Here is a 24989-nt window from a genome sequence, read left to right on the forward strand (position 1 = left end):
GCTTGTCGCTTCAGTGAGATGTAGGGGACAGACGCGCCAGCGCGGCGCGGTCCCAGGAAGTCGGGATGCCTGCCGCTTCCAGGCGCCGGCGCAGGGCCGCGCCCAGTTCCGGGTCGCCATGGATGCGCTCCAGGGACTGGCCGCTGGCGGCCGCGAAATCGACCAGCAACGCGGCCACTTCGCCGGCCAGCCACTCGACAGGGTGAACACGGGTGCAGGCGTTGACCAGGTGGCTCACGCCGATGTTCTTGCTGGCAGGGACCAGGTTGTCGGCATCGCGCGGGATGAAGCTTCCCAGCGGCAGGCAGAACGGCCTGACCCTGCCGTTGACGCCATGGCCCGATTCCACCGTCGGATGGATGTCCATGTTGTACCAGGCCACTCCCACACTGTCGGTCCGCTCTACCGGATCCAGCGGGTTCGTACCGGCCGCGATGTCGGTCTGCGTCAGGCAGTCGAGGCCGACGATACGGCGAGATTCGCGAACGTACACCTGCTGGGCCAGGCCATCGGACGTGCCCAGCACGTCGGGCGCCAGCGTCAGCTCGGGGTAGCCCTGTCCGCCATCCGGTCGCGGAGCTTCCGTCCGCAACCAGTGGAGAAAGCACAGTGACAGATTGCGCGCGCCCTCGACCACCGCCGATTCTTCCAGCGCTCCGTCGAGCAGGGAGTGAAGCGCGTAGTCGTTCTGCGCCCAGTTCACCAGCGAGACTTCGTCACGCGGGCTGCGCCAGTTGTGGGCGCATATTACGCGCCGGTAGCGCCACCAGTCGAGTTGGGGGCTGGTCTCGGCCGGCGCGAACAGCGGCAGGCGCACCGCTTCGCCGCGCCGGCTGCCCGGCAGGTTTTCGCTGAACAGCGGATAGCCATAATGCGGCAACAAGTAGCGGCGCCAAGCCGAATAGTTGGGCGGCGCCGGACGCGCCGGCCCGGCCTGGCGGCCGCGCCGCAGGGCCATGACCATCGTCACCGGCTGCTGGTCGCCGGGTGCGGCGTGTACAGGCGCATCCGGCTCGCCGAATTCCGCGCGCGCTTCCTTGCCGATGCGGTAGGGCAGGCCGGCCGCGCTCAACAGGGCGCCGGTGTCGCTAGCGTCCAGGAACCATGGCGCGCGCAGCTCGGTCGGCTCGCCGCCGGGACCGGCCAGCAGCACCGCTTCGATACGGCGGCCTGCGCGGCGCACGCCCTGCAGCGAAACGCCACGCAGGATGCGCAGCCGCCCGTCCGCGACCAGCGGCGCCAGCAGATCTTCGAGGCAGGCGGCGGCCACGGCGGGCTCCACGCATAGCCGGCTCACCCATCCGTCGCCCGGGTTGCAGCCTTCGGTCATGACGCTGTTGTCGACGAAGTCCGGATGCTCCAGGTAGTGGCGGCGGATCGCCGCGCGCAGCGCCAGGTAGCCCGCGCTGGCACCGCTGCTTTCGATCAGCTGATGTTCGTCGGGCGGCACGCCCTGGCTGGTCAGCTGGCCGCCGATCCAGTCGAATTCGGCGGCCAGGACCACGCGCCTGCCGGCGCTGGCGGCACGCCAGGCGGCGGCCACGCCGCCCAGGCTGGCGCCGATGACGGCGATCTCGGTCTGAATCACTGGCATGACACGTCTCCCGCAGGCACCAACTCGATGCCGATTTCGAAGGTCCGATCCCAGGGTAGCCAGACCCGGGACACCGCATACCCGAGTCCATGTCCGGCGGCCCAGGCGTTCGCGTGGCTGGTGAAGGTCCGGTCCACCCGTTCGCGCAGCGCTGCGGCGCCAAATGCGCCATCCGGTGCACCCAGGCGCACGGCCTGACGCAGCACCGCCTGGTACAGCAGGTCTTCCAGCAGGCGCAGGCACAGTACCGCACGGTTGGCTGGGGCGGCGTAGTCGGCACGTGCCAGCACGCACTGGGACAGCAGGCTGCCCAGGCTGTTGCTTGCGGTGTTCCAACCCGCATAGGCAGCCAGTTCCCGCAGCGGCACGACCTCGGCCAGCGCGCCGGCCATTGCCGGATCGCCGCCATTGGCATAGGCCAGGTCGGCCAGCGCCACCGGCTTGCCGGCCGCGCGCCAGGCCGCCAACCCGGTCAGCCAGCCCGAGTCCAGCGGCGCCGCCGCCGGCAAGGGTTTCTGCATTGCCCAGTCGCCCTGAGCAGGTCCGGAGGTGTGCAGCGCCAAAATCACGTCGGCTTCCTCGGCGTTGGCGGCGATGCGTCCGCCTACGGCCTCAACCTGGCTCGCTACCGCAGCCATCAGTGGGCGGTCTTCGTACAGGGCGCGCAGTGCCGGCAGGTGCGCCGGATCGCTGCAATGCAGGTGGAAGGAAAGCGGCACTGCGCCCGACAGAGTGGTAACCATGCGTGCGCACAAAGTGTGCATGACTTCGTCCGCGCCCGGATAGATCGCGACCCGGTCGCCCAGGCCCAGTTGCGCGACCCGGCCCTCCAGCCGGCGCCGCTCTGCGATGTTGAGGCCGTATTCCGCCGTGTCGTCCTGGGGCAGCACCAGCCGGTCGATGGTGCCGTCGGCGACCAGGTCCAGCGCCCGATCGAGCAAGGCCGCGTTGCGGGCGCGCGTCGCCAGGTAGTCTTCGCGAATGGCCGCGGGGATCGCATCGGCCGCCGCCCGCGCGGCAGCGGCATCGGCCGGCTCGCCTAGTTCCACGCTGCGGTCGCTCAGGAAGGACCAGCGCCAGATCAGGCTGCCGTATTCGGACCAGTATTCCTTCTCTTCTTCGTTGACGTCGTTGTTCGAGATGCGCATGGTTGCGGCGAAGGCATACACAGGCACACCGGGATGCGCGGCTTTCAGTGACGGCAGCAGGTCGAGGTGGCGCTGCAGCGCGTCCAGGCTGTCCGGGATGAAACGCGAGGGAACGAGGCCTCCGTAGGCCAGCATGTCGAGCGAGAGCACGAAGCCGGCGGCGCCGGGACCCTCTGCCCGCAGCCAGGCTGCCAGGCGGCCGCGGTCCGCCGGCTGGCGCAGATGCCCCAGGTCGGCGAGGTCCGGCATCGCCAGTTCCCAGCCGGCCGTGGCGACCAAGGCTTGCACCTGGGCCCGCACGACGGGGCGGCCATCGACCGGCAGGGCGACGATGCGGCGCGCGCTCATCGCGGCCTCCGGAAGGTGGCGATGGCGTGGGCGGCGATCTCGAATCCTCCCGCGTCCGGCTCGCCGTCGGCGCGCACCCTGCGCCAGCCCGCGAGGCCGCCGGCATGCAGGTTCTCGGCGCAGGGGTTCCAGACGCGCAACTCGTCCTCGTCGGCGATGCGGCGCAGGGCGCTCACCTGCAAGCGGAGGTCGCCGACCTCGAAGGGCGTGCGCCAGTTCACCGTGTGGCCCGGCAGCAGGACGGCCGGCTGACGCAAGCCGCGCGCCAGCATCAAGGGCCCGGCATGATCGCCTTCGTCGATGGCAGCCACGCGGAACTGGGCGAGGTCTGGGCCGAGGCATTGTGCGCCCGGGGCCTCCAGGTCGGGACCAGCGCCGACGCCACGCGTAACCAGGTCGCGCCGCGAGAGCCATCCAACGCTGCGCACCAGGGTCAGTGCCAGGAACCGGCTGCCGTCGAGATCGACCAGCTCGAATTCCTGCAGGCCGCGGTGGGCGACGGCCAGGCCGCCGGCTGCCGCCACGCTCCACGACGGGTTGACGCATACCGGCATTTCGCGACGGGAGGGCGCTTGCGGATAGTCGGCGAGCACCAGCGGCCGATCTTGCCAGTGGAAGCCACCATCGCTCCAGCTGCGCTCAACCAGGTCGTTCAGCCGGAATAGCAGGCGGGTACGCTGGTCGCAAGCGCGATTGTCCCATTCGAGCCGGCAATCGAGGCCTGCCTGGCCTTCCCAAAGGCGCAGGCGGAGCGTTCCGCGGCACACCACCCGCTCGTCCGCGGCGCCGGTCCGTGCGGGGTCGAGCCCGGCGGGCAGCTCCAGTTCCAGTGCAAGGCGCATTTCCTGCACGCCCGCCAGAATGCGCACCCCGTCCAACGTAAAGCGATCGAGCAGGCTGCGCTGCTGCCGCGGAGGTGGCGAGAAGTTGTAGCTGTCACCGGCATCGAGCTCGCTCAGCACCAGCAAAGGATCGCGGATCGTGACGCCTCTCTCCTTGTCGGTCCAGACCAGCGCTCCGTTCTCAAAGTCGATGCGCAGTCCGGAGTTTTCGATGCGCCCGGCGCAGCGCTCCCCTGGCGCGGCTTCGACTGCTCGTTCCGCGGTACACGCGAGCGCCGCCAGACCCGGCAGATCGGCGCGGATCGCAAGCGTATACAGATGGCCTGTCAGCATGTCGGGGAAATCGTCAAGCGGCGAGCGCAGTACCCGATGCGGCGCCGTCTCCAGCAGCACATGTTCGAGGGGCGCGCCGTCCGCGCCGGACAGCGATAGCGCCGGCGCTGCATCGCCTTTCAGGAATACGCTGACTTCATGCCAGCCCGCCAGAGGCTGGGGAAGGGGATTGAACAGTGTGAAGCGAGTGTCGTCTACAAACGGATCGCCATCGGCGGCGGCCAGCGCGCGCATGCCGGCCGCCGCGCAGGCGCGTTCGACCAGCGCCTCGAGGCGCTGCCCGATCTGGGCGTAGCGGGTCAGCATCTCTTCGTGCACGGCGTCGATACTGCAGCCACAGATCGAATCGTGGGCATGCTGTTGCAACAGCAGGCGCCACGTACCGAGCAGGTAGGCCTCCGGGTGCTCACCCGGCAGCGCCAGCTGGGCGTAGAGCGGTTCGACCAGGCCCAGAAGGCGGTCCTCGGCCTCCTGGTTCAGGCGCTTGAGATGGCGTCGGGTTGAAAGCACGTCGGGCAGCACGAAGGCTTGCGCATTCTGGCGCAGTTCGCCGCGGACGGCGCCGCGCCGCCCGGTGCTCGCATTCAAGGCCTTCTCGACGTGGCCCGCCAGCGTGTCCTGCTCCAGATCGTAGCGGTCCTGGGTGGCATTGAACTCGGCGATACGCGCTTGCACCCCTGCGTGCGGCGCCAGGTGGTCGCCGCCTTGAGTCAGCAGCAGATCCGGCGCCAGGCTGCGCTGCGCGATCTGTTCCAGGTAAGCGTCCAGCGCGGCGCGCCAGTCGGGCACATTAAGTGGATGCTGGTAATAGCCTTGGGTTAAAAAGATTCCGCCCACGACGCTCCCGTCCGGAGCGACCCAGTCGAACTCCGCGTGCTGGTGGTCGATGCCGCGCCACAGGACCGCCGTGCCGATGCCGAAGTTGCGCAGTAGCTGGGGCATCTGGGCAATGTGGCCGAAGGTGTCCGGCAGGTAGCCGACCTGCTGACACTTTCCGGCGCGGTTGGCGTCGGCGGTGCCGATCTCGAGGTTGCGCAGCAGCGCTTCGCCGCTGCAAAGTGTCTGGTCGGCCATCACATACCAGGGGCCGAGCACGATCCGGCCGGCTGCGACGAGCTTGTCGACGCGTGCCATCAGCGCCGGCTCGGCATGGGACCGCAGGTCTTCCAGGGCGGCGGTCTGGCCGTCGAACAAGAAGCTGTGCAGGCAGCCCGCCTCGAGCTGTCCGGCGACGCGTTCCATCACCTGCAAGAGCCGCGCAACGAAGCTCTGGTGAGGGAGATACCATTCACGGTCCCAATGGGTCTGGACAACGACCCCGACCGGCCTGCGTTTGTCGATACTGCTCATCCCTTCACGGCTCCTTTCAATGCGCCTTCGATGAAATATTGTTGGGTGAAGCCAAAGAACACCAGAATCGGGAGCACCGAGAACACGGCGCCCGCCGCCACCAGACGCCAATCGAGCGAGAACGTGCTGGACAGACGGTTGACCCCCAGCGGCAGCGTGAACAGCGAAGGCTGGTCGATGATGATCAGCGGCCACAGGAAGTCGCCCCAGACGGCGATGAAGCTGAACACGGCCAGCGTGGCAAGCGAAGGCTTCACCAGCGGCAGCAGCACGTACCACCAGATGCGCGGGCGCGACACTCCTTCCATCAACGCGGACTCCTCGAGCGCGGCCGGAAGGGCAGCGAAGGCCTGACGCATGAAGAAGATGCCGAAGGCGGTGCAGGCATGCGGCAGCACCAGGCCCAGGTAGCTGTTATGCAGGCCGAGTCCGATGGCCAGCTTGTAGACCGGGATCATCAGGAGCTGGAAGGGGATCATCATCGAGCCGAGCAGCACCGCCAGGATCAACCCGCGGCCACGAAAGCGCATGCGCGCCAGCGGATACGCGGCAAGCGAGGAAAACAGCAGGTTACAGCTGACGGCCATCACGGCCACGATGGCGCTGTTCTTCAGGTAGGTCAGGAAAGGCTGGGCTGCAAACACGCGTGCATAGTTGTCCAGCGTGGGCGCCTCGGGAAGCAGGCGCGGCGGATAGGCAAGGATGTTCTCCGCGGCCGGCTTGAGCGAGGTCGAGAGCAGCCACAGGAATGGCCCGACCGTGACGGCGGTGGCCGCCAGCAGACCGGCGTAGCGAAGCAGTACACCGAACAGGCGGCTACGCGAGCCGGAAGAGGTGAGCGTCATGTCAGGTCCGCCTTTCGAGGAGCCGCAGGTTAATCAGGGAGAACACCAGGGTGATCGCGAACAGCGCCACGCCAATCGCGGCCGCGTAGCCCATTTCGAATTCCTCGAATGCCGACTGGTAGAGGTAGAACACCAGGGTCTTGCTGGCGTCGAGCGGCCCGCCCTGGGTCATCACATAGACTTCCTCGAACACCTTCATGGCCGAGATCGACGACATCACGGTCACCACCGCGATGGATGGGCGCAGCAGCGGGATGGTGATATGGAGGGTCTGTTGCCATTTGCTCACGCCCTCGACCTCGGCCACTTCGTACAGGTGACGCGGGATCGACTGCAAGCCGGCCAGGTAGATCACCATGTAATAGCCCATGCCGCTCCAGACCGTGACGGCCATGACGCTGAACAGCGCCGTGCCAGGGTCGGTGAGGAAGGCCACCGGGCTGTCGGTGACACCGGAGGCGATCAGGAAATAGTTCAGGATTCCCTTTTCCTCATACACCCACTTCCACACCAGTCCGCTAATCACGAGTGAGGTAATAGCCGGCAGGTAGAGGGCCGCGCGGAACAGGGTCATGCCCGGCAGCGAGCGATTGACCAGCATGGCAAGGAAGATCGGCAGCGTCACCAGAAGGGGGACCACCACCGCCAGGTAGAGCAGGGTGTGACGAAGGGCCGACCAGAAAAATGGGTCGTGCCACAGGTTGCGGTAGTTCGCCATCCCCACGTAGCGAGGAGTGGTGATCATGTTGAAGTCGGTGAAGCTGAGGAAGATCGCCTGCAGCGCCGGATACAGCACGAACATGCCCAGGATCGCACAGGCCGGCAGCAGGAACAGGTAGGGCAACAGCGGGTGACGAGGGGCGGTCATGCGGATTCCAGACGGTCGAGGATCAGGTGGGCGGCGCCGCGCACTCCGGCGCCGTTGCCGAGCAGGGCGGGAGCGAGCACGGGCGGCACCCGCCGGGCTTGCAGACGCTCGAGCAGGGCGTCCCACCACTGGCTGCGGCTGTCCAGCACCCCACCGCCGAGCAGCACGACGTCGGGATCCAGGCTCCAGTACAAGTTGTGCAGTAGCAGGGCCAGCTGGTCGAGCCAGGTGTCGACGGCCTGGCAAGCGGCGCGCTCGCCGCTTGCGGCCCGCTGCATCACTGCGGCGCCGTCCACGGTTGCCGAGGGGGGATGCGCGGGCGCGGCATGCCGGTAAAAGCGGGCCAGCGCACTTCCGGAAACGAGATCATCCAGTGGCGCAGGGAGGCCGGTGACGGGATCCCATGCCAGCGTGCGGCCGTAGTGGCCGGCCAGGCCATGGCGCCCGCCGAGCGGACGGCCGTCGAGCGCCAGGGCTCCGCCCAGGCCGGTTCCCAAGGCCAGCATGGCGACCAGGCCGCGGTGGACCGCCAGCGCCGGGTCGTGCGCGAGCTCGCCCAGCAAGGCGCAATGTACATCATTGGCGGCGGCCACCGGCAGACCGAAACGCGACCCGAGTTCATGCGCCAGGTCGGTGCCGGCCCAGCCGGGCATGGCGTCGGTGGCGTCGAGCACGCGCGCGCTGGCGCTGTCGATCACGCCGGCCGCCGAAATCCCGATGCCGAGGGGGGCGTAACCGCGCGCACGCGCATCCAGCTCATCGAGGGCGGCAACCATGTTGCGCAGCACCTGGGCGGCGCCACCCGCAGCGCCAGTGGGGCGGCGCGCCTCGGCCAGCAAGCTTCCGTCGAGCCCGACCAGGGCGGCCGCAATCTTGGTGCCGCCGACGTCCAGTGCGTAAACGGCGCCGCTCATGCGCCGCACCCCAGCACGGCTCGCCATTCCGCGTCAACGGTGCGCAGCGCATCCTCGGCGCTGCGCTTGCCCAGCATGACCGACTGCAGGGCGCGCGCATAGCTGACGCGCAGCTTGCTGTACTTGCGCACCGGCGGAACCAGCACGGCGCCGCGCAGGACCTGGCGCACCGACAGGTCGCGCGCCTTTTCCAGCAGCGGATCCCCCAAGGCGCTCGAGAAGAAGGGATCATCGTAGCTGGCCCGCGTCGACGGCAGCACCGGCACGCGGCGTGCCAGCGCGACCTGATTGGCGGCATTGGTCAGGAAGCGTGCGAAGTCGAAGGCGGCGCGCTTTGCCGGCGAGCGCTCCAGCACCGCCACATTCATGGCGGCAATGCTGGGCGGGGCGCCGTCGGCCCCGATCTGCGGCGCCACACCGATGTCGCGGTAGATCCCCGGATTGGTGTTCTTGATGTAGCCGAGAAATTGCATGCCGGTACTGACCATCGCGACTTGGCCCGAAAGGAACATTTCGACCGCCTTCCGGTGGCCTTCGGTCACCACATTCTTCGGGACCAGGCCGTCCTGGTAGAGCATGCGGTAGGTGGCCAGCACGCGCGCGCCGCCTTCATCGATGAAGCCGGCGCTGCAGCCATCGGGACTCAGTAGCCGGTTGCCGTCCGCGACCAGGGCTTCAAGAGGGCTGCTGCCGTCCAGTGCGGGGAAGTAGGCATACTGGCCGGTGGCTTGCTTGATGCGGCGCGCACTAGTCGGCAGGCCGGACAGGCGAATGGGGACGACGGCGCCCGCGCGCGCCAGCAGCGCCCGGTTGTACAGGGTAAGGTTGGTGTTCAGGTACCACGGCAGGGCGAACACCTTGCCGTCCAGGCTATTCGCGCTCCAGGCCGCCGGCAGGTAGGCGGCGATGTCTTCCCGGGTCAGGTAGCGTGCCGGATCGGCCAGGGCGCCGAACTCGGCCAGTTTGGCGGCGAACTGGGGATTCAAATTGACCACGTCGGGTGCGGTGCCGGCGGCCACCGCAGCCAGCGTCTTGCGCTCCATCTCCGCCCAGGGAACGTCGGTCCAGCTTACCTTGACGCCGGGATGGGTGCGTTCGAAGTCCCGGATCACGCGCAGCACGTACTCGTCATGGAAAGGCGATAGCTGCATGGTCCAGAAGCGGACTTGCTGCTGCGCGCCCGCCTGCTGGCAGACCAGCAAGAGCAGGGCGGCGAAAATGCGTCCGAGCATACAGGCAAGACGGGAGGGCATGGCGTATTCCAGGGCTGAGGATGGGTGGATCATATACCAATGGTACGGAAACTAGCGAATATTTTTTCGTTTTTATACCAATTTCACCGGCTAACGGCGTTAAAATTGCAAACTAATTAAAAAATTGGTCTAGTTTTGTTCGAAACCTGATGTTAGAATGAACTGGATGCTGGTGCCGTGCCGGCCTACGATGCGAGGACATTGTGTTGGATAAAGTTGACAAACCGGACCGCGCGCAGAAGCGCGACATGCTCAAGCAGAGCCTGCTCAGCATGATCCAGCAGAACGGGGAGGGTGTACGCCTGCCGTCCGAGCGCGAGTTGAGCGAGCGGCTCGGGGTGGCGCGCGAAACGCTGCGCCGCAGCCTGCGCGAGCTGGAAAAGGAGGGCCTGCTGCAGCGCAAGCAGGGCGCGGGCACCTTCGTGTCCGGCCAGGCTCTGGTCAAGCAATTCCAGCTGATCTCGTTTTCGGAAGACATGCGCGAGCGCGGCCTGACGCCGTCCAGCGAAGTGCTGTCGACCCGGGTCGTACGGGCCGGTGCCAAGCTGGCCCACAAGCTCAGGATGATTCCTGGCGCGAACGCCATTGAACTGCGCCGCCTCCGCTTCGCCAACGACGAGCCGATGGCGCTCGAGACCGTGTGGCTCGTGCAGGAGCAGTTGCCGGGCTTCGATGCCAGCCTGCTTGCAACACATTCCCTGTATGAGCTGATCGAACGCAACTACAAGCTCACGATCAAGTCGGCCACCCAGCAGATCCACGCCACGGTGCTCAGCGAGGACGAGGCCGACCTGCTCGACGTCGCGCCTTTCAGCCCGGCGCTGCTGGTAGAGCGGCAGGTTACCGCCAGCAACGGCCGCATCTTCGAATACGGCAAGAGCCTGTACCGGGCCGACCGCTACCGCTTCGAGGTCGACATGCTGCGCCCGGTGATGCCCGATTCACTGGCTGAGGACGGACAAGCATGACGAGCCACCGTGATCAGGCGCTCGACGCGCGCATGGCCGGGAAGCTGGTGGTGTCCTGCCAGCCGGTGGACGACGGCCCCCTCGACGACCACGACGTGGTCAAGCGCTTCGCCATGGCCGCCGTGCTGGGGGGCGCCGGCGCCGTACGCATCGAGGGTGCGGCCCGTCTGGCGGCAGTGCGTCCGCACGTCGATGTGCCCATCATCGGCATTGTCAAATATGACCTCGAGGATTCGCCGGTGCGCATTACGCCCTTCGTGCACGACGTCGTGGCCCTGATCGCCGCCGGCGCCGACATCGTGGCGGTGGACGCGACCCAGCGGGTGCGTCCGGAACCGCTGGCCGCGTTGCTCGGCGCCATCCGCGCCGGCGGCGCCTGGTCGATGGCCGATTGCTCGTCCGACGAGGATGCCGCGGCCGCCCACTCCCTCGGCTTCGACATCATCGGCACTACGCTGTCCGGCTACACCGGCGGTCCCGTGCCGCAAGAGCCCGACTACGGACTGATCAGCCGCCTGGCCGCGCGCATGCCGCGTGTGATGGCGGAAGGCCGGATCCATACGCCGCGTCACGTCGAGCAAGCGCGCCGCTGCGGCGCCTGGGCTGTCACGGTCGGCACCGCGATCACGCGCACCGAGCTGATCACGCAGTGGTTTGCGCAGGCGATGGCGGGCGAGATCAGGCCGGCCGCGTCATAGAAACGCAGCAGGCCGCCCTGTGGGCGGCCGTGGGCCTACAGGGCCCGACTCACCTGCTCCATGCTCGGCAAGGCGGCAAACGCCCCGTAGGACATGCAGGCCAGGGACCCGCAGCGCGCGGCAAAGCCGACCTGTACGGCCAGCCAGTCCGGATTCGCCGCCAGGGCCGCCACCCCCGCCGGCTCCAGGTCCTGGCTGCACATCCGGTAAAGCAGCCCTGCCACGAAGGCGTCGCCGGCGGCGGTGCTATCGACCACCTCGCAAGGCGGAACCGGATGCAGGCATGCGGCACCTTGTCGGGTGAGGGTGCGCACCGGCGCGCCGCCGTCGGTAATCACGATCAGTTCCGCGCGCCCTTCGAAGCAATGGCGCGCAAGTCCGCCGCGAGCGTCCAGCCACGCCCATTCATCGGCACTGAACTTCAGCAGGTGCGCCTCCTGCAGCAACGGCCAGAGCACAGTGCGCGCGTCCTCGCCGGTCGGCCACAGGCCCGGGCGCCAGTTGACGTCGAGGCTGACCAGGCAGCCATGCGCATGAGCCAGCGCCAGCGCACGCAGGGTGGCGCCGCGCGCCGGCTCGTGGGTCAGGCTGTTGGAGCACCAGTGGAAGCAGGGCGCGCCTCGAAAGGCCGCCGGATCGACCAGGTCGGCATTCATCAGGAGGTCGGCCGCCGGCGGGCGATAGAAGCTGAAGGCGCGGTCGCGCCGCGCATCCAGCGAGACCACCGCGAGTGCGGTCGGGGCGGCGGCGGTGCGCCGCAGCCATGCCTCACCGACGCCGTAGTGGCGCAGTTCCGCTGCCAGGAAATCGCCGAAGCCGTCCCTTCCCAGCATGCCCATCAACGCGGCCGTGCCGCCCAGGCGGGCGAATCCGACCGCGACGTTCGCGGGGGCGCCGCCCGCATGGCGATGGAAGAGTCCCGGCTGCTCCGGGTCCTGAAGCAGGTCGATCAAGGCTTCACCGAAAGCAAGCAGCGGCTTCATGCGCCTGCTCGCTGGCGTCGCAGGCTGTCGATCACCTCGAAGCATGCGCCCATTGTGTGGTAGTCGGTCTTGCCGGCCGGGCTTTTTTCCTTGCTGTAGGGGCGATTCTGCGCGTCGAGGATGCGGTACCACGCACCGTGGCGGTGGTCGACCAGGTGCGCCCAGCTGTACTCCCACAGGCGCCGGTACCAGTCCAGATAGCCGGTATCTGCCGTGCGCTCGTGCAGCAGCGCAGCCGCCGCCAGGCTCTCGGCCTGGACCCAGAAGTACTTGTCGCTGTCGCACACGGCCATGTGGGGATCGACACCATAGACCAGGCCGCCGTTGACCGGGTCCCAGGCGGCTGCCACGGCGCGCTCGAACAGCGTGCGTGCGCGCCGCACCAGCGCCCGATCCGGACGCAGGTGGTCGATGATGAGCAGCAGCTTGGCCCACTCGGCCTGGTGTCCGGGCTGGAAGCCCCAGGGGCGGAAAAGGTGCTTGGGGTTGTCGCGGTTGTAGTTCCAGTCGATGCGCCAGCGCGCATCGTAGTGCTCCCAGATCAGGCCGCCCGCCTCTTCGGCCAGGCGGCCGGTGACGCTGTCGGCGATGCGTTCGGCACGCATCAGGAAGCTGGTCTCGCCGGTGGCCTCATAAGCGCAAAGCAGGGCTTCGCAGCCGTGCATGTTCGCGTTCTGGCCACGGTAGGGAGAAAGAACACTGAAATCCGCGTTGTATTCGTCCACCAGCAAACCCTGTTCCTCGTCCCAGAAGCGCGCACGGAGCAGGGCGTCGGCCCGTTCCAGTCCGGCGGCGGCTCCGGCGACGCCGCTCTTGAGCGCCTCTGCGTAGGCCAGCAGCACAAAGCACAAGCCGTAAGCGTGGTTGGTGGCGTCTTCCACCTGGTTGCCGCGCAGGGTCCAGGCATAGCCTCCGGTGGCAGGCTGGTAATGGCGTTGCTCCAGGTAATCCATTCCGTGGCGCGCCAGCGCAAGATAGTCGGATCGTCCGAAGTAGCGCGCGGCCTTGGCGTAGTTGATCACGAAGCGGGTACTGCTCACCAGGTGACGGTGTTCGCGCTCGTACACCGTGCCGTCGTCGAGAAAATAGTGGAAGAAGCCCCCGTCGGGATCGACGCAGCGGCCGTCGTAGAAGGCCATCGTGTCGCGGATGTGCTGCTCGAGGAAGGGAATCGAATGGAAGTTTTGGGATTGGGGCATGCTGATGTCAAGAAAATGGTGGGCGGCCAAAAAACTTTCTGTACCTTTGATTCTTGGAACTGATCCAATGGTACTATTGTCAATCCAAATAGGTCTAGTTTTATCGAAAGGAATTTTATGTCCGTATTCAAGGCGGTGGCCGGCGGCTTCGTTATCACCGTTTCCCTGGCGTTGCTCACGGGTAGTTCGTACGCGGCAGAGACCGAGGTGCGCGGCACGTGGTTGACCACGACTGCCAACAGCGCCCTGCGCACGCCCGAAGACAGCGCCGCGAGCATGCGTCGCCTGCGCGAGATCGGCCTGAATACGGTCTACGTGGAAAGCTGGAAAAACGGCTACACCCAGTTCCCCTCGACGGTGCTGGAACGTACCATCGGTGTGCGCCAGCGTCCGCCGTCAATGCCCCAGGATCCGAGCGACAGCGAGGTCCAGCGCACGGCGCCGGCACGCGATTTGGTGCAGGAAACGCTGATCGAGGCCCACCGCAACGGACTGGTCTACATTTCCTGGTTTGAATACGGGTTCATGGCCGCCTACAAGGACACCATGAACGACCTGAGGCGCCAGAAACCTGAATGGCTCAGTCGTGACCTCAAGGGTGGTGAAGTGGCGCCGAACGGTTTCGTCTGGCTTAATCCCCTTCATCCGGAGGCGCGCCGTTTCCTGCTCGACCTGGTGCTGGAAGCCGTCGACCGCTATGACCTTGACGGCGTGCAACTCGACGACCGCATCGTCTGGCCTTACGTCACCATGGGCTACGACGACTATACCCGGCAGGTCTATGCGGCCGAACATGGCGGGCGCCAGCCGCCCGAGGACCACAAGGATCCGGAATGGATGCGCTGGCGCGCCGCGAAAATCGACGAGTTCGCCAAGCAGTTCGTGAGCGAAGTGCGGGCACGCCGCCCAGGACTGGTGATTTCGCTTAGCCCCGGCATTCATCCTTGGGCCTGGGATAATTATCTGCTCGACTGGTCGCGCTGGAGCGGCTGGAACGCAGCGACGAAACCGGCAGCGATTTCTCCAGACGCGCCGCGCTGGGACGAATTCATCCCACAGGCCTACCGCATGAGCTATGCCGCCTTCGAGACCACCTGGCTCGACCAGGTGGCGGTGGTTCGCAGCTCGGGCGGCAACCGCCAGCGCGATCTGCTGGCCGGAATCCGCATCGTCGGCGACGGACCCGATTCCGACTGGGATCAGCTGCGCCGCTCGATCGAGCTTGCGCGCAAGCAGGGGAATGGCGGCCATGTGCTGTGGTTCAGCCGCGGCGTGCTCGATCTGTTTCCAAATGAGTTGAGCGCCTTCTACAAGTCCAGCGGCACGGCGCGTTCGCCCCATTTCCCGGCAGGCTGGCGCCGTCCATCGCTGCCCCTGCGCCGCAGCGGCGCTGTACGGGCCGGCAAGCAATCCTGGGCCATTCCGGCGCTACCTGCCGGTCGTTACCGCGCCATCGGACACGACGGAGCGACCTGGCATTACCTGGATGCGCTGACGCCGCGCACCACATCCCTGCGCCTGGACACGCGCTTCCGGCAGGTGGAAGTGCTCGTAGACCGCCGGCAAGACATGATGCAAGTGCAGCGCCCGCCAAGATAATACCAATGTGGTCTAGATTGTGTTTGACCTTTTAGACCATTTGGCGTATTTTTGAGCTTGGTGCATAACAATAATTTATTGGAGATACAGAATGATTGTGAAGAAAACCCCGATCGCGGCGGCCGTGTCGATGGCAATGCTGGCGCCGCTGGTGGTGCAGGCGCAGCCGGCCCAGGCGGGCGCCAAAGCGCCGGCGATGAATCCACAAGCCCTGCAGACGGTCGAAGTAACGGGTATTCGTGCATCATTGGCGAAATCGATCAGCGTGAAGAAGAACGCCGATACCAACATCGAGGTGCTGACAGCCGAAGATATCGGCAAGATGCCCGACAAGAACATCGCCGATTCGCTGGCGCGCCTGTCCGGCGTGAACATCACCTACAACTCGGCGCTCGCCTTCGACGAGGCGGAACGCATTGCGATCCGCGGCACGCCTCCTTTCCTCAACCTGACCACGCTTAACGGGCACTCGCTGAGTTCAGGCGACTGGTACATCGGCGACCAGAACACCAATACACGTGGCATCAGCTTCGGCATGCTGCCTTCACAGCTGATCGGCCAGGCAATCGTCTACAAGAACGGCCGCGCCGACATCGTCGAGGGCGGAATTGCCGGCAGTGTCGACATCCTGACCCGCCGTCCCCTCGACCAGCGCAAGCGCCTGGTGGGCGAAGTGTCGGCCGGGGTGGTGCATTCGACCCTCGCCAGCAAGACCGATCCCCAGTTGAGCGGTTTGCTCAACTGGAAGAACGAGGCCGGCACCCTTGGCCTGCTGCTGCAGGGCTTCAATGAGGAGCGTCACCTGCGCCGTGACGGGCAGGAGAATTTCAGCCAGGGCCTGTACCTGAACACCCAGGCGGCGGCCGATCCGGCGCGCGGCGGCGACGCCGCCCTCAAAGGCAAACGTCTGCCGGGCCAGCTGAACTCGGCCTTCTTCGAAGGTGTGCGCGAACGCAAAGGCGGCTATGTCGGGCTCCAGTACAAGCCGAACCGCGACCTGGATATCAACCTGAACGTGTTCCGTTCGTCGCTGTCCGCCAACAACTACAACACCTCCGCCTTTGCCGAGCCGGCTACCGTCATCAATAACGGCGGCCTGATCAAGGATTACACGATCGTGGGGGACGTCATCACCCGCGCCACCATCACGCCGAATCCGACCCGGCGCGACGGTCCGACCCTGCAGTTCGCGCACCAGGCGCGCACGGGGGCGGAATCGACTGCGAATTACCAGGACATCGACGTGAAGTGGCGCCTCACCCCGGCGTTGACCGTCAGCGGCAAGGCCGGCTCGACCAAAGGTACGGGCGAGACTGCAGGCCAGCCGGGCGCGCTGTATGAGATTTTCGACCGCGGCATCAGCTACAACTTCAACGACAAGGGCCGCAAGCCGGCAGACTGGTCCATCACCGGCACCGACCTGGCCGACATGCGCAACTACCGCCTTCTGCCGAATGTGGGCGGAGCGATCTACACTCTGGACAAGGAAGATTATGCCCATCTTGACGGGGCGCTGCGGCTCGAAGCAGGGCCTCTGACGATGCTGAAATTCGGCGCGCGCGCCAGCTCGCACCTGAATGACAAGGTCACCATCAACGGCCAGTACAACAAGCCCGGCGTCGGGGCAGGCGGCTCTTCGCAGGCCAACATGGACGCCAACTACCCGTATTCGAGCTGGGCGCTTCCGACCCTGAGCTTCCCATCCGACTACGCAAGCGAGTTGAGCGGAAACTTCCCCCGCAAGCTGCCGCGCTACGAAGTGCAGACGCTGATCGACTGGGGTAACGCCAACATCAACTACGATCCGGTGCTCAACAAGAACTGGGGCGCGAGCGCCACGGTCAAGGAAAACAACCGCGCGGCCTACCTGATGGGCGAGTTCACGGCCGACAAATTGAGCGGCAACGTCGGCCTGCGCTGGGTGCAGACCCGTGTGGTCTCGGATTTCTACCGGGCACTGAACAACAATGCGCTGGCCTGCCCGGCGCGCTCCACCGCTTGCACGCCGGGTACCGGCAGCCTGGTGAGCCAGGGCGCGATCACCTCGTCGCGCCTCACCGGTTACCTGCCGGCGTCGGTCGAGAGCACATACAACAACCTGCTGCCTAGCCTGAGCCTGCGCTACGAACTCGAGCGGGGCATGATCGCCCGCCTGTCGGCCTCGCGCACCCTGGGGCGCCCGAACTTCAGCCAGCTGGCCGGTTCGCTTACCGGGGTCAACGACACCACCCTGACCGCATCGGCCGGCAATCCCTACCTGAAGCCGATCACGGCCAACAACGTCGATGCATCGCTCGGCTGGTACCATGCGCCACGCGCCTATGTGGCGGCCAGCGTCTTCGGCCAGCGCATCCACGACTACGTCAAGCCTGGCACCTCGATCCAGAGCCTGTTCAACATCACCAAGTTCGGCGCCACCGGCGATGCGGCCAGCTCGTATTCGGACTACACGGTGTCTTCGTCGAAGGGCAAGAAGGCCAAGCTGCACGGCATCGAGCTGTCGGCTGAGCAGCCGATCGGCAGCGGCTTCGGCCTTCTGGGCAACGTGACCTACGTCGACAGCAAGGATGAGGACGGCATTCCGCTGGTCTACACGTCGAAGATCACGTACAACCTGCGCGCCTTCTACGAAGACCAGAAGACCAGCGCCAGCCTGGCCTGGAACTACCGCACCAAGTACGCGATCGGCTTCTCGGGCAACGGTGTCGACGCCGTCAATCCGACCACCCTGGTACGCACCGGCGCCAACTACGCGGCCGCGCAGGGCACGCTGTCGGCCTCGGTCAGCTACAAACTCGGCGAGTCGCTGACCCTGACCCTCGACGCCAACAATCTGCTGGATCCGGTACGGCGCTACTACGCCATCACGGAGGAAATGCCGCTCGGCTTCTACGCCAACGGCCGCCAGTTCTACCTGACGCTGAAGGCGCGGTTCTGAGCTGCGCCGGCGCCGCCTTGCAGCAGCGGCGCCAGCGCCAGGCCCAGCGTGGCGGCGTAGGCAGCGGCGCCATCCACGCTCAAGTGGATGCCATCCACCATCATGGCGGCGCTGCTCAGCGCCTCGCCGTCCAGCACGTGCAGCAGAAGGTCGCCGTCGCGCCTGCGGGCCTCCACGAGGCGGCGCTGGCCCGCACGCAGTTCGGCCAAAGGGTAGGGAGCGCGTGCCCGGGCCGGGTCGGCAGTGGTCGCAAGCGGCGTGATCGCGACGATCCGGGCTTGCGGCTGGCGCGCGCGCAAGCCGTCCAACAACGTGGCGTAGGCGGCCAGGCTGGCCTCCAGGGGTGCATCCGACCAGTACCAGTCGTTGAATCCGTACGCCAGCGTGAGCAGGTCGGTCCGGCGTCCAGCGAGCGTGGCCGCGAGGGCCGGGCCGGTGCGGGCGCCCGACACCCCGAGGTTCACCAGCTGCCAGCCGAACCGGCGGGCCAACAGGAAGGGGTAGCTCAGGTGACTGGCCGACTGCTGGCCGAGGCCGTTGGTGATCGAATCGCCCATCGCCACGTAGACCGGACGCTGGTCGGGCGCCGGCGCCAGCAAGCGATAGCCCGGGGCCAGGGCAAGCCGCACCAGGTCGACCGCCTCGTAGCTGGGCAGGGCGACCAGGTAGTCGTGCGCGCCCGGGGCAGGAGCGGCGGTGCGCCAGGCCATGCGCTCGGCCACCTCGAGCAGGTCGCCGTCGCAGAACACGGCGAAGCCCTGGCGCAAACCCATGCGGGCACCGCGTGCGTCAGCTGCGAACCCGAACTCCAGCCAGGGACTGGCTGTACGCAGCCGCAGGCAGGCGCCGGCCTGGGTGCGTGCATACGGGAGCGAGGCTGCCGAGATGCCGGAGCGCGGGTCGCGCAGCAGGTCGTCGCGGTGGCGTGCAAAGCGGATGCGTGCGGCCCCGCGCTGTGAGAACCAGGCGCCGTCGATGGCCAGCGCGGGATCGCGCAGGTCGATCGCATCGGTGGCGGCGGCACGCGCGGGAGATGCGATAAACGGCAACAGGGCAACCGCGCCGAGGGCGCGCAGTTTCAGCCTCGCTGGTGCAGCGGGAAAGCAGTTCATGCAACATTCTAAGCTTGGAAGGGCGGCGTCATGGAGGAAATTCGGCAGGCCGGCGCTCGTGTCGCGGCCCTCGACCTGCTTCGGGGGCTGGCGGTTGGCGCCATGCTGTTCTCGGGCCAGCTGCCGCGCGCGGTGCTGCCGGGATGGATGTATCATGCCCAGAATCCGCCGCCGTACCATGTGTTCACGCCTGCGCTGGCGGGGCTGACCTGGGTCGACCTGGTATTTCCACTGTTCCTGTTCGCACTCGGGGTGGCGATTCCGCTCGCCATGGAACCGAAGCTGGCGGCCGGGCAGGGCATGACGGCCGCCGCCGTCGGTGTGCTGCGTCGGGCGGCGCTTCTGGCGCTGTTTGCGATCTCGGCGCGCCACTTCGCTCCGCACGTCGCAGATCTGGGGGCGCCCTGGCTCGACGCCACATATGCGCTGGCCGGCCTCGCCGCCATGTTCGCGGTCCTGGCGCCTTGTCCGGCCGGCTGGGGCCCCGGCCGCCGGCGCCTGCTTCGCGCGGCCGGGTGGTGCGCGGCATGCGCGCTGCTGTTCCTGTTTCGCGACGCCCAGGGCGCCCCCTTCTCGCCGGCCCGCAGCGATATCATCCTGCTCGTCATGGCGAACGTGTCGCTGAGCGCAGGCCTGCTCTACCTCTGCACGAGGTCCCGGCCATTCCTGCGGCTGGTCCTGCTGGTTCTGCTGCTGGCGCTCCGGCTGGGCAAGGACGGGCCGGGCTGGGCGCAGTGGCTCTGGGAGGCGTCGCCCGTTCCCTGGCTGGCGCCGATCGCGTTCCAGCAATACCTGTTCGTGGTGGTCCCGGGCATGTTCGCCGGCGAGTGGCTGGCTCGCCGGACCGGAACTGCGACACCTTTCCCCGAGACGAATACCGCACGCCGCGGCACGGCGCTGTGCTGCCTCGGGCTGGTGGCGGTCTGCACAGCCGGCCTGTACGCGCGGGCACAGCTTGGTCAGGCGGCATTGGCGCTGCTGGCTCTGGCGGGCGCCGGTGCGTGGTTCGCGCGGCACTTGCCGCCACCGCAGCAACGCTTGTTTGCACTAGGGCTCGGCCTGATGCTGCTCGGCCTGGCCTTCGATCCGTTCGAAGGCGGCACCCAGAAGGGCGTCGCTACCTTCAGCTATTACCTGGTCGGTGCCGCCGCCGGCAGCCTGTCCCTGCTGCTCCTGCTGCTGGTCGGTCCGCGCCGCGGCATCGGCGCTTCCCTGTGCAGCGCCGCCGGGCAAAATGCGCTGTTCGCCTATGTCGGCCTGCATCTGCTGGTGACGCCCTTGCTGACCCTGTCCGGACTGGCGCCACTGTTGCAGGTGCAGGGCGCAGTGGGGGGGTGCGTGCGCGCATCGATGCTGACCCTGCTGGTATGCGGCCTGTCGGGACTGGCGCTGCGCAGTCGCCTGCAATTTCGCGTTTAAGGAGAAATACATGCGTATAAGGGGATGGATCTGCGGCCTGGCGATGCTGCCGCTCGCCTGGCCGGCATGCGCCGGCGGCGATTTTGCCGGTCTCGCCGCGCAGGCATACGATGTGCGGGCCGGCGTGGTCTATGCCGTGGCCTCGGGCCAGGAATTGAAACTCGACATATACCAGCCGCGCCGCGCGCGCGGACGGGCCCCGGTAGTGATCTACCTGCATGGCGGTGGCTGGGTTGCGGGCGGGCGCCAGGCATCGTCGCTCCTCGTACTGCCTTTTCTGGCGCAGGGATGGGCGGTGGTGAACGCCGATTACCGCCTGGCGGGGGTCGCGCCGGCGCCGGCGGCCGCCGAGGATGCGCGCTGCGTGCTGCATTGGGTGCACCGGATGGCCGACCAGTATGGCTTCGACCGCGAGGCCATCGTGTTTGCCGGGGACTCCGCCGGTGGACACCTTGCCCTGCTCGCTGCATTGTTGCCGCAGGGGTCAGCCTTCGAGCGCGCCTGTCCGGCGCCGGACGAGATGCGCTGGAACGGCCGGCCACGGCCTGCGCCGCGCGTGGCGGCGGTGGTGAACTGGTTTGGTGTGACCGATGTGGCAGCGCTGCTTGACGGCGCGGAACAGCGCAATTTTGCGCTCGAATGGTTCGGCAGCGTGCCCGAACGTCAGCGCCTTGCCGCCCAATTGTCGCCGCTGGCCTGGGTGCGTGCCGGCGTGCCGCCGGTGATTACCATTCACGGCGCCGAGGATCCGGTGGTGCCCTTGCGCCATGCCACCGATCTGCATGCTGCGCTGGATCGCGCGCGCGTCCCGAACAAGCTCGTCGTCGTGGATGGAGGACGACACGGCGACTTCACCGGGGAACAAACCTTGGGTGCGCAATCGGCCGTCGTGAATTTTCTGGCGGAGCAGGGCATCACAGGCCGCCCGATCAATGCCAGCCCATGAGGGTAGGCGGTACCAGGAGCAATAGCGCAAGCACCAGGTACATCAGCTGGAGCGGCACCATCCACTTCGCCCACACGATCCAGGGAATGCGTGCAAGCGTGAGCACGCCGACCGTGACGCTGGAGGTCGGGATCATTGGCGTGGACAGCTCGCCGAGCTGGAAGGCGAGAATCGCGGTCTGGCGGCTGACGCCGACCAGGTCCGCCAGCGGCGCCATGATGGGCATGGTCAGCGCCGCCTGGCCGCTGCCGGAATGGATGAAGAAGTTGATGACCGACTGGATCACGAACATTTTCTGCGCCGCGAAGGCGGCGTGCTCGGACTGCACCAGCGGCGTGAGCGCGTGCAGCATGGTATCGATGATCTGTCCGTCGCGCGCGATGATGACGGTGGCGCGCGCGATGGCGATCACCAGCGCGGTCGAGACCATGTCGCGCGCGCCCTGGACGAAGCTTGCGACCAACTCGTCGGCCGAGAGCCGTCCGGCGGCGGCGGCCAGGATCGCCATCGCGAAGAACAGCGCGGCGATCTCGTCGATGTACCAGCCGTAGCCGACCACGCCGACCACCATCGCGCCCAGGGTGAGCGCGAACAGCCCGAGGATCGCGCCATGGCGGCGCGTGAAATGCGGGGCGTCGGCCTCGGTCACGCGCTCGGCACGCTTGAGCTGGTCGAGCTGATAGGTCGGGCTCAGCGTCGGATGGCGCTTGACGCGCGCCGCATACCACATCAGGAAGGCCACGGTGACGGCGGTGCAGGCGAACCACACCACCAGGCGGTAGCCGACGCCCGAAAATACCGGCACCCCGGCGATGCCCTGCGCGATGCCGACGTTGAAGGGGTTCAGGAAGGCGGCCGCGAAGCCGACCTGCGAACCGACGAAGGGAATCGAGACCCCCACGACCGAGTCGTAGCCGAGCGCCAGCGCCAGCGGAATGAAGATGAGCACGAAGGGAATCGCTTCCTCGCTCATGCCGAAGGTGGCGCCGCCTACCGAGAACAGGGTGACGAGCAGGGGGATCATGGCGGCGCGTACGAAGCGCGAGTGGGCATGGGCACGCGCGATCGCCAGGATCAGGCTGTCGATGGCCTCGGTCTTTTGCAGCACCGCGAAAGCGCCGCCTACGATCAGCACGAAGCCGATGATCTGGGCTGCCTCGACGAAGCCGCGGATCGGCGACTTGAGCAGGGCCGGCAGCCCCTGCGGCGCGCTCTGGACGTAATGGAAGGAGGCAGGATCGACCAGGGTCTTGCCGTCGACCAGATGGGTAGCGTATCTGCCGCCAGGGATGAACCAGGTCGCCAGCGCGATCAGCGCCAGGATCGCGAACAGCAGCACGAAGGTGTTGGGTAGTCTGAAATTCTTCATCATTGGCTCAGGAGTTCACCGGTCCGGAAGGCGGCGGCGCCGGCGATTTTACAGACGTGCATGCCGCGCAGGAGATGGCGGTGCGCTGTCGAGGCGAACACGAGCCCGGCGTTGACGGCGCGTAAGGTACTGGTCTTGCCGCTGACCGGGTTGACGATGTCGGCCACCGGGTCGCCGGCCTCCACCCGGCTGCCCAGCTGGCAGTGGAACACCAGCACCCCCGAATGCGGCGCATGCAAGGTCTCCACCCCTTCCAGCGGCGTGGGCACGCACTGCGGAGGCAGCCGGGGCTCCTTCGGGATGTCCAGCACCTCCTCGTGCGCGAGGAACTGCAGGATCGCATGCGCGTCGGCGTCGGCCAGCGCGTAGCTGACGTCCATTTCACCGCGCAGCTCGATGGTGGCGGCGGCGCAGGCCGCCGGCAGCGGAAAGTCGTCACCGAAATGCGCTGCCAGTTCCCACCATAGGCGGCTGCAGGCTTCGTCGAAGGGATGCCCGCCCGATTCGCGCGCCGTGAGCAGGGCACGCGCGCCCAGCAGTGCCGCCAGCGGCAGCATGCGTCCCGCCAGCGGCGTGCCCGTGTACATGTGCATGACCGCTTCGTTGTCGCAGTGCAGGTCGAGCACGATGTCGGCATCGACGGCAAGCGTGAGCAGCACCTTCTTGAGTTCCTCTGTCGCGGTGCGCGGCGCCAATCCGGCCAGCGCCTGCCGCGCATGGGCGCGCACCAGCGCCACGTTCGCGGCCGGATCGGCGCCTAGCCGGCCTTCCAGCGACAGCTTGAGCGCTTCGGCCAGGTGTTCGAAGGCGCGGTTGAAGTTGGCACCGCTGCCCAGGTCGAAGCGCCCGAAGGGGGTGCCCTGGATCGCCTGCGCCAGCCCGATCGGATTGGCGACCGGCACCAGCACGACCTCGCCGCGAATGCGCTCCTCACGCTCCAGGCGTTCGAGCTCGCGCCGCAGCGACTGCGCGACCAGCATCGCCGGCACCTCGTCGGCATGCAGCGACGCCTGGACGTACACCTTCGTGCCGCTTCCCGCTGTGCCGAAGTGCAGCGACTGCAGCTGGTAGGCGGCCGGACAGTCCTCTCCGGCGAGAGGGTGGATGTGTGTATGCATGTGTCGCGTTCTCCAATGTTTGATTTTTTACACACCCTACATCAATGAAAGAAAATTTTCAAAATATTGTTGAGTTTATTTCTTGATGTGATTACAGTTGAGAAAAATTACTGATTTTGCATGTCGACGTAGAATGTAAATTTGTTTACATTCCGCGAAGGCTGATACCCATGAATCCACACGACAACGCCGCCGTGAAGCACAGCGCATCGCCCGATATCGGTTTCGCCGAGTCGGCGCTGGGCCAGCGCCTGCTGCGGGTACTGGCGGACGGTTCGGCCTCGAATCGCACGATCGCGGACTACCTGCTGCGTAACCAGATGCGCGCAACGGCGCTGGGCATCGAGGAACTGGCCGAGGCTTGCGAGGTCTCGACCGCGACCATCAGCCGCTTCGCGCGCGATCTCGGCTTCAGGAACTATGCGGCCATGCGCGGCGCCGTGGCCGAAACCATGCAGGCGGTCCTGCAGCCGGTCGACAAGCTGCGCAACAACATCGGGCGCCGAGCGCGCAGCGCTTCGCCCGCGGTCGAAAGCCTGAACTATGCCGAAGCCGCCGTCGCCGCCAGCCGTCAATCGCTCGACGGCGGCGAGCTGGCCAGGGTGGTCGCCGGGCTGACTTCGGCGCGCACCGTCTACGTGCTCGGTTTCGGCCTGTCCTCGCACCTGGCCGGCATCCTGGCGATGCACCTGCAGCCTTTCTGCCCGCATGTGGTGGAGGTGGCCGGCAGCGGCGGCACCGAGGTCGCCGCGGGCCACCTGGCCAACATCACCGGCAAGGACGTGCTGGTGGTGATCTCGCTGCCGCGCTATGCGCTCGACGTGGTGCGCCTGGCGCAGTTCGCGCGCGACCGCGGCGCGACGGTGGTCGCGGTTACCGATTCCCCGGCGTCGCCGCTCGCGGGGCTGGGGCAGTACGTCCTCTACGCGCACAGCACCCATCCGGTGCTGCCCAGCAGTTCGAGCGCCGCGCTGGCGGTGATCGAAGCGCTGGCGGTGGCCCTGATGGTGTCCAACAAATCCAATGTGGCCAAGGCGGCACGCCTGACCGAGGCCATCTCGGCCTACCTGTACGGAGCGGATCCGGTTTCCAGCAGCAGTACCAGCAAGCGCCGGCAAAAATCGAAGTTAACATAAAGGGAGCAC

At 66.9% G+C, this 24989-nt stretch carries 19 protein-coding genes; 7 read left to right on the plus strand and 12 right to left on the minus strand.

The annotated features are described in order from the left end of the window. Positions 1–10: 10 nt before the first annotated feature. From AC56LK_RS17205 to AC56LK_RS17235, 7 genes are read right to left on the minus strand one after another with little or no spacing between them, the layout of a single operon-like run. Positions 11–1594, minus strand: a complete 1584-nt coding sequence (locus tag AC56LK_RS17205) for an FAD-dependent oxidoreductase (RefSeq protein ID WP_497185699.1) — start codon at positions 1592–1594, stop codon at positions 11–13. After that, positions 1585–3090: a DUF4127 family protein gene (locus tag AC56LK_RS17210; RefSeq protein WP_497185700.1), complete on the minus strand. Its 1506-nt coding sequence runs from the start codon at positions 3088–3090 to the stop codon at positions 1585–1587. The genes AC56LK_RS17205 and AC56LK_RS17210 overlap by 10 nt, the downstream gene beginning before the upstream one ends. Next, positions 3087–5615, minus strand: a complete 2529-nt coding sequence (locus AC56LK_RS17215) for a glycoside hydrolase family 38 N-terminal domain-containing protein (protein WP_497185701.1) — start codon at positions 5613–5615, stop codon at positions 3087–3089. Before AC56LK_RS17215 ends, AC56LK_RS17210 begins: the two co-directional genes overlap by 4 nt. Continuing rightward, the gene (locus AC56LK_RS17220; protein WP_497185702.1) at positions 5612–6460 is read right to left on the minus strand and encodes a carbohydrate ABC transporter permease; all 849 of its coding nucleotides are present in this window, start codon (positions 6458–6460) and stop codon (positions 5612–5614) included. The genes AC56LK_RS17215 and AC56LK_RS17220 overlap by 4 nt, the downstream gene beginning before the upstream one ends. A gap of 1 nt (position 6461) precedes the next feature. After that, entirely contained in the window at positions 6462–7328 is an 867-nt protein-coding gene (locus AC56LK_RS17225; RefSeq protein ID WP_497185703.1) for a carbohydrate ABC transporter permease, read from the minus strand. Further along, a complete protein-coding gene (locus AC56LK_RS17230; protein ID WP_497185704.1) occupies positions 7325–8242 on the minus strand; it encodes an ROK family protein in 918 nt (305 codons plus the stop codon). Before AC56LK_RS17230 ends, AC56LK_RS17225 begins: the two co-directional genes overlap by 4 nt. Next, a complete protein-coding gene (locus AC56LK_RS17235; RefSeq protein WP_497185705.1) occupies positions 8239–9495 on the minus strand; it encodes an ABC transporter substrate-binding protein in 1257 nt (418 codons plus the stop codon). The genes AC56LK_RS17230 and AC56LK_RS17235 overlap by 4 nt, the downstream gene beginning before the upstream one ends. Before the next feature lie 206 nt (positions 9496–9701). Between AC56LK_RS17235 and AC56LK_RS17240 the strand changes: the two genes are divergently transcribed. Both AC56LK_RS17240 and AC56LK_RS17245 read left to right on the plus strand, forming a co-directional pair. After that, positions 9702–10463, plus strand: a complete 762-nt coding sequence (locus AC56LK_RS17240; RefSeq protein WP_497185706.1) for a GntR family transcriptional regulator — start codon at positions 9702–9704, stop codon at positions 10461–10463. Beyond that, positions 10460–11161: an N-acetylmannosamine-6-phosphate 2-epimerase gene (locus AC56LK_RS17245; protein ID WP_497185707.1), complete on the plus strand. Its 702-nt coding sequence runs from the start codon at positions 10460–10462 to the stop codon at positions 11159–11161. The genes AC56LK_RS17240 and AC56LK_RS17245 overlap by 4 nt, the downstream gene beginning before the upstream one ends. Positions 11162–11196: 35 nt before the next feature. Here AC56LK_RS17245 and AC56LK_RS17250 read toward each other — a convergent pair whose 3' ends face one another. Further along, positions 11197–12144, minus strand: coding sequence for a carbohydrate kinase family protein (locus AC56LK_RS17250; RefSeq protein WP_497185708.1), 948 nt, complete (start codon positions 12142–12144; stop codon positions 11197–11199). Further along, complete coding sequence (locus tag AC56LK_RS17255; protein ID WP_497185709.1) at positions 12141–13343, minus strand: AGE family epimerase/isomerase; 1203 nt, start codon at positions 13341–13343, stop codon at positions 12141–12143. The genes AC56LK_RS17250 and AC56LK_RS17255 overlap by 4 nt, the downstream gene beginning before the upstream one ends. 117 nt (positions 13344–13460) lie before the next feature. On the opposite strand from AC56LK_RS17255, the gene AC56LK_RS17260 reads away from it, so the two are divergent. After that, a complete protein-coding gene (locus tag AC56LK_RS17260) occupies positions 13461–14942 on the plus strand; it encodes a glycoside hydrolase family 10-like protein (protein ID WP_497185710.1) in 1482 nt (493 codons plus the stop codon). A 91-nt stretch (positions 14943–15033) separates the two neighbouring features. Further along, positions 15034–17880, plus strand: coding sequence for a TonB-dependent receptor (locus AC56LK_RS17265; RefSeq protein ID WP_497185711.1), 2847 nt, complete (start codon positions 15034–15036; stop codon positions 17878–17880). Here the strand turns inward: AC56LK_RS17265 and AC56LK_RS17270 are convergent. Further along, positions 17853–18992, minus strand: a complete 1140-nt coding sequence (locus AC56LK_RS17270) for an SGNH/GDSL hydrolase family protein (RefSeq protein WP_497185712.1) — start codon at positions 18990–18992, stop codon at positions 17853–17855. The genes AC56LK_RS17265 and AC56LK_RS17270 overlap by 28 nt on opposite strands. A 30-nt stretch (positions 18993–19022) precedes the next feature. Here AC56LK_RS17270 and AC56LK_RS17275 point away from each other — a divergent pair, with 30 nt between their 5' ends. Both AC56LK_RS17275 and AC56LK_RS17280 read left to right on the plus strand, forming a co-directional pair. Beyond that, complete coding sequence (locus AC56LK_RS17275) at positions 19023–20411, plus strand: DUF5009 domain-containing protein (RefSeq protein WP_497185713.1); 1389 nt, start codon at positions 19023–19025, stop codon at positions 20409–20411. A gap of 10 nt (positions 20412–20421) precedes the next feature. Continuing rightward, a complete protein-coding gene (locus AC56LK_RS17280) occupies positions 20422–21357 on the plus strand; it encodes an alpha/beta hydrolase fold domain-containing protein (RefSeq protein ID WP_497185714.1) in 936 nt (311 codons plus the stop codon). Here AC56LK_RS17280 and AC56LK_RS17285 read toward each other — a convergent pair. Together AC56LK_RS17285 and AC56LK_RS17290 are read right to left on the minus strand one after the other, a co-directional pair. Then, positions 21341–22726 (minus strand): YfcC family protein, encoded by a 1386-nt coding sequence (locus AC56LK_RS17285; protein ID WP_497185715.1) that lies wholly within the window; start codon positions 22724–22726, stop codon positions 21341–21343. The genes AC56LK_RS17280 and AC56LK_RS17285 overlap by 17 nt on opposite strands. After that, positions 22726–23844 (minus strand): succinylglutamate desuccinylase/aspartoacylase family protein, encoded by a 1119-nt coding sequence (locus AC56LK_RS17290; protein ID WP_497185716.1) that lies wholly within the window; start codon positions 23842–23844, stop codon positions 22726–22728. Before AC56LK_RS17290 ends, AC56LK_RS17285 begins: the two co-directional genes overlap by 1 nt. 170 nt (positions 23845–24014) lie before the next feature. Between AC56LK_RS17290 and AC56LK_RS17295 the strand changes: the two genes are divergently transcribed. Then, positions 24015–24980, plus strand: a complete 966-nt coding sequence (locus AC56LK_RS17295) for a MurR/RpiR family transcriptional regulator (protein ID WP_497185717.1) — start codon at positions 24015–24017, stop codon at positions 24978–24980. Positions 24981–24989: the final 9 nt, after the last annotated feature.

It is taken from the genome of Telluria sp. ZB4P36, assembly GCF_059685865.1.